Origin of the sequence: uncultured Granulicatella sp., assembly GCF_938030755.1 — a bacterium.
Lineage (GTDB): Bacteria > Bacillota > Bacilli > Lactobacillales > Aerococcaceae > Granulicatella.
Genome location: NZ_CALHIF010000021.1, coordinates 1 through 11,966, shown reverse-complemented (window position 1 = coordinate 11,966; position 11,966 = coordinate 1). Strand labels below are relative to the sequence as shown.

12 protein-coding genes are annotated in these 11,966 nt (G+C 36.9%); 2 read left to right on the top strand and 10 right to left on the bottom strand.

Going from position 1 to position 11,966, the window contains the following annotated elements; all coding sequences use genetic code 11:
* Positions 1-68: 68 nt before the first annotated feature.
* The 7 genes from Q0594_RS02145 to opp3b all read right to left on the bottom strand — a co-directional run bounded on the left by Q0594_RS02145 (position 69) and on the right by opp3b (position 8,467).
* Complete coding sequence (locus tag Q0594_RS02145) at positions 69-1,868, bottom strand: oligopeptide ABC transporter substrate-binding protein (protein WP_298729392.1); 1,800 nt, start codon at positions 1,866-1,868, stop codon at positions 69-71.
* Positions 1,869-2,112: 244 nt separating this feature from the next.
* Positions 2,113-3,906 (bottom strand): oligopeptide ABC transporter substrate-binding protein, encoded by a 1,794-nt coding sequence (locus Q0594_RS02140; RefSeq protein WP_298729391.1) that lies wholly within the window; start codon positions 3,904-3,906, stop codon positions 2,113-2,115.
* Between the two features lie 259 nt (positions 3,907-4,165).
* Positions 4,166-4,408, bottom strand: coding sequence for an acyl carrier protein (gene acpP / locus Q0594_RS02135; RefSeq protein ID WP_049554341.1), 243 nt, complete (start codon positions 4,406-4,408; stop codon positions 4,166-4,168).
* 179 nt (positions 4,409-4,587) lie between these two features.
* Positions 4,588-5,481 carry an ATP-binding cassette domain-containing protein gene (locus Q0594_RS02130; protein WP_298729390.1) on the bottom strand — a complete coding sequence of 298 codons (894 nt, stop codon included), beginning with the start codon at positions 5,479-5,481 and terminating at the stop codon, positions 4,588-4,590.
* Entirely contained in the window at positions 5,474-6,520 is a 1,047-nt protein-coding gene (locus Q0594_RS02125; protein ID WP_298729389.1) for an ABC transporter ATP-binding protein, read from the bottom strand. Before Q0594_RS02125 ends, Q0594_RS02130 begins: the two co-directional genes overlap by 8 nt.
* A gap of 10 nt (positions 6,521-6,530) precedes the next feature.
* Positions 6,531-7,523, bottom strand: a complete 993-nt coding sequence (locus Q0594_RS02120) for an ABC transporter permease (protein WP_298729388.1) — start codon at positions 7,521-7,523, stop codon at positions 6,531-6,533.
* Positions 7,523-8,467: an oligopeptide ABC transporter permease gene (opp3b, locus tag Q0594_RS02115; RefSeq protein WP_039849214.1), complete on the bottom strand. Its 945-nt coding sequence runs from the start codon at positions 8,465-8,467 to the stop codon at positions 7,523-7,525. Before opp3b ends, Q0594_RS02120 begins: the two co-directional genes overlap by 1 nt.
* Positions 8,468-8,614: 147 nt before the next feature.
* Here opp3b and Q0594_RS02110 point away from each other — a divergent pair, with 147 nt between their 5' ends.
* On the top strand, positions 8,615-8,932 hold the full coding sequence (locus tag Q0594_RS02110; RefSeq protein ID WP_298729387.1) for a hypothetical protein: 318 nt from the start codon (positions 8,615-8,617) through the stop codon (positions 8,930-8,932).
* A 40-nt stretch (positions 8,933-8,972) separates the two neighbouring features.
* Here the strand turns inward: Q0594_RS02110 and Q0594_RS02105 are convergent, their stop codons facing one another.
* The 3 genes from Q0594_RS02105 to Q0594_RS02095 are packed head-to-tail and all read right to left on the bottom strand — an operon-like array spanning position 8,973 to position 10,784.
* Positions 8,973-9,272 (bottom strand): YlbG family protein, encoded by a 300-nt coding sequence (locus tag Q0594_RS02105; protein WP_298729386.1) that lies wholly within the window; start codon positions 9,270-9,272, stop codon positions 8,973-8,975.
* 12 nt (positions 9,273-9,284) lie between these two features.
* Positions 9,285-10,499, bottom strand: a complete 1,215-nt coding sequence (locus Q0594_RS02100; RefSeq protein ID WP_298729385.1) for a putative peptidoglycan glycosyltransferase FtsW — start codon at positions 10,497-10,499, stop codon at positions 9,285-9,287.
* A 12-nt stretch (positions 10,500-10,511) separates the two neighbouring features.
* Positions 10,512-10,784, bottom strand: coding sequence for a DUF1507 family protein (locus tag Q0594_RS02095; protein ID WP_298729384.1), 273 nt, complete (start codon positions 10,782-10,784; stop codon positions 10,512-10,514).
* Positions 10,785-11,219: 435 nt separating this feature from the next.
* Between Q0594_RS02095 and Q0594_RS02090 the strand changes: the two genes are divergently transcribed.
* Positions 11,220-11,765, top strand: a complete 546-nt coding sequence (locus tag Q0594_RS02090; protein ID WP_298729383.1) for a DUF6609 family protein — start codon at positions 11,220-11,222, stop codon at positions 11,763-11,765.
* The last annotated feature ends 201 nt before the right edge of the window (positions 11,766-11,966 follow it).

Sequence of the window (11,966 nt, the reverse complement as noted above, 5' to 3'; positions counted from 1 at the left end):
CTCATTTTTGAAGAAAATTTCAAAAACAAAACAAGCCTAGGAAATTTCCTAGACTTGTCTTCAGTTTATTATTTTGCTCCATCTTCAGACGTCAATTCAATTTGATAAACTTGAGATTTAGAACCACTTGTTGCAATTGAAGTGTCATAATATTTCACACGTTTATTAACAGCAGTTACACTATCCCCTACTAAAGTTGGAATCATAAAAGCTTCATCTTTAGCATATGCTTGCCATTCTTTGTAGAACTCTTTATTTTTTGCATCGTCAAAAGCGTCTGTTGAAGAAATTTTCTTCATAATTTCAGTACCTTTTTCATTTACATAACGAGCAAAGTTGAATTTAGCCGTTTCACCAAATAAGTTAGATGGGTTTGGATCATAACCTGTTCCCCAACCACCAGCGAACATATCGATTTCTGGATCATCTGCTTGAATTTTAACGTAGAAGTTATTTGATTCAATTGTACGACCTGTATAAAGTTGTACATCTAAACCAATTTCTTTCCACCAAATTAAGTATTGTTGGATTAATGATTCATTCGCTGCGTCACGAGTACGCGCAGCAAAGTTAATCGTTAATTTAGAACCATCTTTATTTTCACGGATTCCGTCACCATCAACATCTTTATAACCCGCTTCATCTAATAATTGTTTCGCTTTCTCTGGGTTATAAGTAAATCCTTCTTGCTCTTTGTTATATACATCTTTGAAGAATGGTAAGATGATAGAGTTTGTACCATAGTTCAATCCGTGATATAAGTTTTCACCAGCTGAATCGATATCTAGTGCATAACCGATTGCTTGACGAAGAGCAGGATCGCTCATTTTCGCTTTTGGATTCGTTACGTTTTTACCTTGTGATTTGTCAAATGTTCCTAATTTGAATGAAATGTATTCATATGAAGGCGCAAATGAGCTTAAGAATGTTACGTTTGTTAAATCTTTAAATGCTTCATATTGAGCACTTGGCATGCTTGCGATATCGTAGTTTCCAGCTTTCATTTCTGAAACGATTGAATCTGGAGAAACTACTTGCATCACCATTTTATCTACTTTAGGACGACCTTTATAGAAGTTCTCATTTGCTTTTAAGGTTACAGATTCCCCTGGCACGATGGATTCAATCGTGAACGGTCCTAAGCCGACTACTTTTGTACCACGTACATATTCACTTTGTTCCCAATCTTTAACTGGAATATCTTTGAAGATATGTTTTGGCATTGTATATGCTGGAATCGCTCCACCTGCTAATTGCATAGAAGGTAACATTTTTTCAAAGTGAATTTTCACTGTATAATCATCCACTTTTTCCACACCAGAAATTTTATCTGATTTGCCTTCGTGGAAGTCTTTCATTCCAACAATGTTTTGGTAACGGTCATTATAACGAGACCCTGTATAGTCTTTATTACCGATTGCTTCAATCGCAAAGATATAATCATCGATAGTGAACGGTTGTCCATCTGACCATTTATAGTCTTTTGCATTTAATTTTACAGTTGCTGTTTTTCCTTCAACGTCTAATTCTAATGAAGCTAAACCTGTATTTGTTAACTTACGGTTTTCATCATACTCGAACATTGATAGATCTACTTGACTTGCAATAGTTGAGTCAGTAGAGTTCGTTGATAATTCATCAATAAAAATACCACTGAATGGTGAAGCTGCTACTAATGCGTATTTTAATGTTCCACCTTTAATTGCAGTTCCTTCATGAGTAACTTCTGCATTAAATTTTGATTTTGAACTTGCTTTTGCTGGTTCAGATGAAGTGTTTCCACTATTTCCATTATTAGCATTCCCACATGCTGCTAATGTTACTGCTGCCGCTGCAGCTGATAAGAATAATAAGCTCTTCTTTTTCATTTTTCCTCCACTCTCAGACTTCGAGTCCATCCTAACTTCAGATGAATTGTCTGACAAATTAATTCTTGATGTTAATTCTAACAGAATTTTAATTATTTGCAAGAAAAATCTCTATTCTTTTTTAACTTTATTTTAAGTACAGGATTTAGACTGCTTTTAATAAGAATTCTTTTCAATTTAAACCTCTTTTTATACAAAAAAAAGACCTTGCAAAAGCAAGGTCTTAAAATAAAATTTAATTCAATTATTTTTCAGCAACACCAGTATCAGAAAGTAATTCTACTTGTTCCCATCCAGTTTCTTTACCTTGAGCGATATCTACATGTTTCACACGTTTGTTTACTGCTTGTAATGAGTAACTGTTGAAACGTGGAAGTTGGAATGGATTTTCAAACACGAATTTTTGCCATTGTTTGAACAATTCAACACGTTTAGCTGCATCAAATGATTCTGATGAAGCAATTTGACTAATTAATTTAGTGTGTTCATCGTTTACATAGTGACCGAAGTTAAAACGAGCTTTTGGTCCGTATAATCCATCTGGGTCAGGGTTGTAACCAATTGTGAATGCACCTAACCACATATCAAAGTCATCCGCGTATTTTGTTAATTTTTCAGCATATGCGTTAAATTCTAACGCACGGCCGTTTAATAATTCAACGCGTAGACCAACATTCTTCCACCATTCGATGTATTGTTGAATAACCGCATCATCTGTTTGGCTACCAGCTGGAACTAATAATGTGATGGTTAATGGTTTCCCTTCTTTGTCTTCTACATAACCATCATTATCAGTATCTTTATAACCTGCGTCTGCTAGGATTTTCTTAGATTCTTCTGGGTTATATGTGAATCCTGGGACTTCTGATTTATCCGCATAGATTTCACCAAAGAATGGAGATAATAATGTGTTAGCAGAGATACGTAATCCTTGGTAAGTTTCTTTTGCTACTTGATCGTTATCTAATGCATAAGCAATTGCTTTACGTAAAGCTGGATCACTCATCTTCTTACCTGGTTCAAATACGTGTTCCCCTTTATCTTTGTCAAAGTGACCCATGTTGAAACCAACATAAGCAATGTAGTTTGTAATCGTACCTAATAAATTAATGTTTGATAGATTTTTATAAGTATCGTATTGATCTGTAGGCATTGAAGCAAAGTCATATTTACCTGCTTTCATTTCTTGGACGATTGAATCTGGAGATACAACATCCGCTTTTAAGCCATCCACTTTAGGTTCGCCTTTGTAGTAGTAAGGGTTTTTCTTATATGTTACAGATTCACCAGGAACTACTTTATCAACGACAAATGGTCCGTTACCTACAACATTTGTACGGCTTTTTTCTGATTTAACTGCATCTTCATAAGACATATCTTTGAAGACATGTTTTGGTAACATTTGTCCTAAGATTGCGTTACCACCCATTTCTAAAGCTGGGTAAACTTCTTCTAAGTGAATTTTAACAGTTTGGTCATCCACTTTTTCAAGTCCTGAGATTTTATCTGCTTTACCTTCGTGGAAATCTTTCATACCAACGATGTTTTCAGCATTTTCATCGTAACGAACTCCGTCGTAATCTTTACGTCCTACGAATTCATAAGTGAAAATGTAGTCGTCGATTGTTAAAGGTTGTCCGTCAGACCATTTATAGTCTTTAGAACGTAATTTTAATGTTACAATTTTATTTTCTTTATCTAGAGTGAACTCCATCATACCGCCATCTTTTTTAATGCGTTGGTTTGCATCGAATTCAAATAATGACGCGAATGCGAAGTCTACTAAACTACCGTCACCTGAGTCCACGTATAATAATGGGTTAATTAACCCTTTGAATGGTGAAGCAGATACCACAGCGTAGTTAATAGTTCCGCCTTTGATAACAGTCCCTTCGTTTGTTACATCAGAAGCGAATTTGCGTTCTTCAGTTTTAGCATTCGATGAAGAATCACCACTTGTTTTGTTGTTATTATTACATGCAGCTAAAGTTACTAATGAAGCAGCACCTAATAAACCAGCAATTGCTTTTTTGTTCATGTATTTCCCTCCAAGTTTGGATTTGTTTTTAGAATATCTTAGATTTTACTCTTATTCCCATCTCACTGCAACCTAAAATATTCTTTCTCATTATATTTTTAATATTTTTTCATCTATTTTTAATGTTAAAAACCGCGCCATTTCAATATTCAGTACACATTATGTTGAAAATGTCTTTAATTTATGAACATCGTGAATATTTTATTTCTTTGGTAATAAAAAAGGAATGGTAGATTTTTTCTACCATTCCTTTTGAATATTAAGCTTGATGTTCAGTGATATAATTCACTGCGTCTCCAATTGTTGTGATGTTTTCTGCATCTTCATCAGAAATTTGAATTCCAAATTCATCTTCTAATTCCATAACTAATTCCACGACATCTAGTGAATCTGCGCCTAAGTCTTGTTGGAATGTCATGCCTTCCGTTACTGTTGAAGCGTCAACGCTAAAACGGTTTGCAATCAATTGAGCTACTTTATCAAAAACTACTTGATTTGACATAACTTTCTCTCCCTTCTCATTAAGGTTTCCTACGAGGAAATGCCACCAAATCCCCCACCCTTATTCATCCGCGTACGAAAGCGGACTATCTATTAATTCAGATAGTACTGTTATTTTACAGAATTCTACCAAAAATGTCTATAGCTTCCATAAAAAGTACGATTTTCCTCTATTTTTCATTATCTTAAAACGAAATGACCAGGTTCTACTTCTTGCAAAGTTGCATTTTCATTAAAATCTTCACCTTTATAAACAATCCGTTTTCGATTTTTCTCTTCACGAGGATCTGGAAGAGGAATAGCGGATAGCAAACTCTTCGTATACGCATGTTGTGGATTCGTGTAGACACATTCAGCAGAGCCCATTTCCACAATACGGCCACGATACATGACAGCAATCCGGTCACTAATATATTTCACCATAGATAAATCATGGGCTATAAAGAGATAAGTAAGTCCTTTTTCTTTTTGGAGTCTCTTTAGTAAATTCACAATTTGTGCTTGAATGGAAACGTCTAGTGCAGAAATCGCCTCATCACAAACAATGAATTTTGGATTTAAGGCAAGCGCCCTAGCAATCCCAATTCGTTGACGCTGACCACCTGAAAATTCATGCGGATAACGGTTGGCATGTTCTCGGTTAAGCCCCACTGTTTCTAGCAACTCATCGACCATTTGGTTTCGTTCTTCTTTTGTTGCAGCCAAATGATGAATATCAATACCTTCTGCAATAATATCACGCACCTTCATCCGGCTATCTAGTGAAGCGTAAGGATCTTGGAAAATCATCTGCGCTTCTTTTCGAAACTCAAGCAGTTCCTTCCCTTTTGTTAGTGTCGCAATATTTTTCCCTTCAAAAAGGATTTCTCCATCTGTAGGTTGGTATAGACGTAATAGTGCTCTTCCTGTGGTTGATTTTCCAGAACCCGATTCTCCTACTAACCCGAATGTTTCTCCTTCGTATATGTCAAAGGAAATATCATCAATGGCTTTTACGACATTTTTCTTTGTTCCAAAATACTGCTTTAAGTGTTTCACTTCAACCAGTTTCTTCTTTTCAGTTGTACTAGTCATTAGACGTACCTCCTTCTCTAAAAAAGATTTTACGTCTTCTTAAAATTTCCTCAGGCACTTCTACTTTTGGCGCACGGGGATCCAGAAGCCAAGTAGCTGCAAAATGCGTCTTAGACACTTGAAACATTGGTGGTTCTTTTACGCGGTCGATCTCAAGCGCGACATCGCTACGAAGAGCAAAGGCATCTCCCTTAGGTGGATCTAATAAATCTGGTGGTGAACCAGGAATCGCGTATAGAGTATCTCCTGTATGTAAAGTCGGCATCGAACGAAGGAGGCCCCATGTATACGGATGTTGAGGATTATAGAAAACTTCATCAGAAGTTCCGACTTCAACAACTTTTCCTGCATACATGACAGCAACACGGTCTGCGACATTAGCCACAACCCCAAGATCATGCGTAATAAAGATGATGGCCATTTGGAATTTACATTGAAGTTCTTTTAATAACTCTAGAATTTGTGCTTGAATCGTCACATCTAAAGCTGTAGTTGGTTCATCAGCAATTAAAATATCAGGATTACACGCTAGTGCAATAGCAATCACAATCCGTTGACGCTGTCCGCCAGAAAACTGGTGAGGATATTGCTTCATCCGTTCTTTCGGATTTGGAATTCCTACAAGCTTCAGTAATTCTTCTGCACGTTTATACGCCTCTTCTTTTGAAGCTTTTTCGTGTTTAATAACTACCTCCGCAATTTGTCGTCCAATTTTCATGGTTGGATTCAAAGAGGTCATTGGATCTTGGAAAATCATCGCAATCTCTTTTCCGCGAACGGATTGCATTTCACGTTCGCTTCTTTCTAAGAGATTCTCCCCTTTAAATAGAATAGAGCCTTCTTTAACCATCGCGTTGTTCGACAACAATTGCATCACGCTTTTAGCAGTCACACTTTTTCCAGAGCCAGATTCTCCCACTAAAGCAAGGGTTTCCCCTTTTTGCAAGGTAAGATTAACTCCACGAATCGCTTGTACTTCTCCTGCGAAAGTTTTGAAGTGGATTCGTAAGTTTTCAATAGATAAAATTGTTTCGCTCATTCGAATCCTCCTAATCTTTCATTTTCGGGTCAAAAGCATCTCGAAGCCCATCTGCTAACAAGTTAAAGCTAATCATTAAAACACAGAGAACTCCTGATGGGAACCACATTAAGTTTGGATAAATACGGAATGTTTTATATCCTCCATTAATCAGAGAACCGAGTGAAGCATCCGGAACTGGAATCCCAATTCCTAAGAAGCTTAAGAAGGCTTCAAAGAAGATTGCTGAAGGAATTGAAAACATGGTTTGAATAATAATCAAGCCTGCCATATTCGGTAGTAAATGCTTGAAGGCAATTTTCCAAAAGCTTTGTCCTAAAGAACGAGAAGCTAAAATATATTCAAGATTTTTTAGTTTTAATGTTTGTGCACGGACAACACGAGCCATTGTTACCCAACTTGTAAACCCAATCGCCACGATAATCGAAACGAGACCTGGTTTCATCACTAATAACATTAAAACAAGAATAATTAAGTTTGGAATTGCTGAAATAATTTCTAAGAATCGTTGCATAACGGTATCTACCCGTCCTCCAAACCATCCAGAAATAATTCCATAAGTCACTCCAATAGTAATATCAAACAAAGCAGCAGCAAAGGCAATAATCAATGAAGTTTGTGTCCCGTATAAAACACGTGAAAATAAATCTCTTCCTAAATTATCTGTACCAAAATAGAAGTTGACACCTTCAGGAACTCCTTGTTGCGCATACACATCTACACCATTTCGAAGACCACTAAAGAGTCCAGGAATACGAGCAGGTAAATTTGCAAATTGCGCATTTTGTTCAAGAGGATCAAACGGAGCAATCACTGGAGCCAAGATAGCTAGAAAAATAATCGCTAGGACGATGACTAGAGAAAATACAGCCCCTTTATTTTTCGTTAATCGTCTCCAAGAGTCTTGTAAAAAATTTAAAGACGGAGAAGCGATTTTTTCTCGGTCAGCAGTGCGACTCAAATCTACTCTTTGGAATAAGTCTTTTTCAGATACTTCTGCCATTATACTTCCCCTCCTTCATCTGTAATACGAATACGAGGATCAATCCAAGCGTATAGTAAATCGACCATTAAAATCACAAAAACTAATAATGTTGAATACAACATCGTTACTCCCATAATCGTTGGATAATCATTCGTTAAAATAGACTTCACGAATTGCTCACCGATACCAGGGATAGAAAAAATATTTTCAATAACCATCGACCCTGTCATCAATCCTACGAGCATCGGTCCAAGAATCGTCACGAGTGGAATAATTGCATTTCTAAAACCATGTCGAAATGCCACTTCAAAACGACTTAATCCTTTCGCTCTAGCAAGTTCAATATAATCCGAATGCAACACTTCTACCATTTCCGTTCTCACGAAACGAGCCGAGTCAGCAATTGGAGAAATCGACAGTGCTAGTGTTGGTAAAATAGAAGAAACAAACCCTTGATTCCATAAAGCAATTGGGAAAATAGGGAATATCACCCCAAACAACAATTGTAAAACGACAGCGAACACGAAACTTGGAACAGAACGACCAATAATCGCAAAGAACGTTGCTAGCGTATCCACCCAAGTATTTTGTCTCATGGCTGCCACCATCCCTAAAAGAGAACCCACAATCGTTCCAAAGATTAACGCTTGGAATCCGAGTTGGAAAGAAGGTCCTACTCTAGAGAAAATCAAATTCGCTACCGTCGAATTATATTGGAAAGATTGTCCAAAATCTAAACGGAATAAACCCGTAATATAAATCCAGTATTGAACGAATACTGGTTTATCTAAACCATACTTCGCATTCATAATTTCAAGTTGAGCCTGCGTTAGTTGCTCCTCATTTGCGTATGGAGACCCCGGCAATAGTTTCATTAAAAAGAACGTAATTGTCGCAATTAAAAATAGTGTTAAAAACATGTAAAAAACACGTTTTGCGATATATTTAAGATAGTTTTTCAACCTTACACCTCCATTATTTATCTTCTAATTCTGTTTCATCATACTATCTAAAGAATTAAAGTTTCAACTAATTAGTTTCACAAAAGAAATTGCGATTTTACAAAACTTCTGATACATTGTAAGGAATAAATGAAAAGGAGCAACTTTATGAAATTTGATTTTAAACAAATCGGAATCTTTTCCGGTAGCATCATTCTTCTTTGTGCACTATTCGTGAGCGTCACCAGTGGCTTCTCCTTTCTACACTTTAGCAACGCTTTATTTATGTGCGCTTTAGTTTTCTTAATGCTAGGACTTTTTGCCTACTTAAGTCGTACAGATTTTTTGAAATCATTCTCTCTTCGACTCTCTTCAGAAACAGAAGGGAAAAAATGGATTGTGTTTTCCTATTCTTCTGTTATTCTTTTTCTAGTAGTAGCTACGATTCTAGGAACTCTCTCGATCTTCATCGGTCTCTTTTTATAAATGACAAAAATCCGTGTACAAAGTGAGTACACGGATTTTTCTATAGTCTCTCTGAAGCTTTTTGTTCAGCTTTCTCTTTTTCAATTTCTTCTCTTAATTCAGGAAGAATCTGAGTGAAATCCATTCGAATTTCTTTTCGAAGAGAAGGCTCAACTTTACGTACAAAATGGAAATTAGATAAACGTTCCATCACACTTTCTACTTCATCTTTTTCAACGTATAAGTAGATATATTTCAAACGCTTTGAAATATAATGAATATTTCCAAATCGCTTCAATTGTTTAATTGGTTTCAATGTATACAACCAAACAACGAGCGCTTGTCTTTCTTGTTGTTCCATTCTTTCTCCCTTCTACATCGCTTTTAATTCTACTCTTTTATGTTCTTCTTCTGAAATCTCTTCTTCTTTTGGGGGAGTTGGTTCTTTTTGCTTTTGATCATTTCGAATGGCCCAAAGTACAAAGCCTACCCCTACACTAGAGGCTAGGAAACTAGACCCTCCATAACTGATAAGCGGCAGTGGAACCCCTGTTAACGGTGCAAATCCGACTAGCGCCCCGATATTAATTCCAGATTGGATTAAAAATAAAATGGCTACTCCATAACATAAGTATTTTGCAAACAGGCTTCGACACTTGTTTCCTTTATAGATCATCGCAATAATAAATCCTACAATTGTCAGCATCAAGACCAAAATAACGACAAATCCGAGTTCTTCTCCAACAATGGCTAAGATAAAGTCCGTATGGGCTTCTGGAAGGAATCCCGTTTTTTGAACAGAATTCGATAGTCCTGTTCCAAACCAATCCCCTCTAGACAATCCTAGAAACCCTTGGATAGATTGATATCCAGAACCTGTTGCATCCGACCAAGGATTATGAAATGATGTAAAACGACTAACTTGATAAGCTTTTAGTCCAATTTTTTCAAAGATGGAAGGATCTAAATACGTAATTCCATACAGAAATGCAAAAACTGCCCCCCAGGAAGCTAATGCACGATTGGAAACGCCTGTCATTAACCCTAGTAAAAGCGCCACTGCAACTACAATCATCCCCGTCCCTAAATCGGGTTGAAGCATGATCATTCCAAAGAGGAAGATAGTGACTCCCCCTGGGGCTAAATAGAATCTCCAGTCTCGCTTACTTCTTTCATTCTTACTATATAAATAGGCAGAAATCCATATTACAAAAAGTTTGACTAATTCCGAAGGCTGTAAGTTAAACACTTTTAAATTAATCCAACTCTTGGCCCCATTTATTCCTTTCGTGAACAATACGACAACCAGTAGTACAAAAATGACCCCAAAAGTAGCGCCCATCACTTTTTCACTCTTCATCCATTTCTCTGGGAGAATGGAAATTTCTAGCGCCAATAACACCCCAAGGACGATATATAAGAGCTGCTTTACCATAAAAGCTTCGGAGTTTCCTTGATTGACTAAGGCATAATAACTACTTGCACTATAGACCATTACTAGTCCAAATACAGAAAGCAATACATATAACCCCATAATCAGCGGATCTACTTTTAGGAGGCGTTTCATTTTTTCATGAAAATTTAACACGAGAGTCCTCCTCTACTTTTGGTACGTTTCTTCATAGATTTGGGTATACATATCATTTAAAGCATACTCCAAATCTGCCATAATTTTATGTCCTTCATTCGCATGGATTAAATCCATCGTTACAGCAAATTCTACTTGTTTTGATAAACCAAATAATTGTGTGTCAATAATCTCTTCGAAAGCAGGGCATTTCGCCAAGCAAAGATGTGTTTTTTGTTTTGAAATCAGTTGATAGATTTGTTTTGCGTTTTCTGTCAACTGAACTAAAGCAGGATTTTGAGTCATCTCACATTCCCCTTTCCGTTATGCATATACTATTCTAGTATACTTGTATCCATAAAAAAATACCACTAATGCAAGTAGAATTTACTGAAAATTTAAGTGTACTTTGGTGCGTGCTCTTTATAAAAGAAATGATTCCGCCTTTTCTAACGGATATCTTCATCATCACTGTAACGTTGCATCAGTTCGAGCCGTACCGTCTCTCACCTTTAAAGCCTCAAAGGAGGTGTACGGAATGAATTCCTACACCTCCTAATTCGCATTTAATGCGTAACACGTTACTGCTACTATAGAATCCGCAGTTCCTTCGAAATCAATTCTGCTACGACTCTTGTAAATCAAATCAATTATAAAAAGTGCGATGATTGAAATCCGATATTTACAGGAGTAGAATAGAGGATGTCGTTAAAAGTTTCAAAGTGAACTGGAGGAATTCGTATGTCATTTTTAGGTTATAACAAAGGAGAAACGTTAGAATTCAACTACAAAAAAGCGTGTGGCTTATGGCTCATCGCAGTCGCATTCGTGATTGCACTCGCGACAGTTGTAGGTGGAGAACAAATCATTAATATGCAGGTTTTTAGTATCGGCTATATGGTGAGCTTCTTTTCTATCAATCTGAATAAAAAAGTCCTTCATAAGTTTTCGGACGGACCTTCAACGCCTTTCCAACGAAAAGTATCGTTATACTCAGTGATTCTCTTATTTATTTTGCTAGTACTCTTAGGAGGGCCATTCTTTGAATCAGAAAACTGGAGACTCATCTGGTTAGGTGCACTTCTTGCAACAGGGATCCATTTCTTCCCGTACTACTTCGTCCATGGAAAATCAATGATCTTCCTAGGATTGGCATGCGTAATCAATGCAGCGGTCGGATACCTCTCTCCGCAAAGCTCCCTCGTGACCATCGCCTATATCGATGCCATTATTAAATTAGCCTTTGGACTTTACCTATTCTTCTTATCCAAACCATCCAAAGCATAAACTTATTTTAGAGAACAAGCAGCAAATCAATCTGGTTTGCTGTTTTTTATATGGTTGATTTCGTAGGAACCATGCGGATTTCTTTATAATAGCTGTAACGTTGCACCGGTTCGAGCCGAAGTCTCTCACCTTTAAAGCTTCAAAGCAGGAGTATGTCCGTAAGCGGGCTACTCCTGCTAATTCACATTTAATGCGGAACAC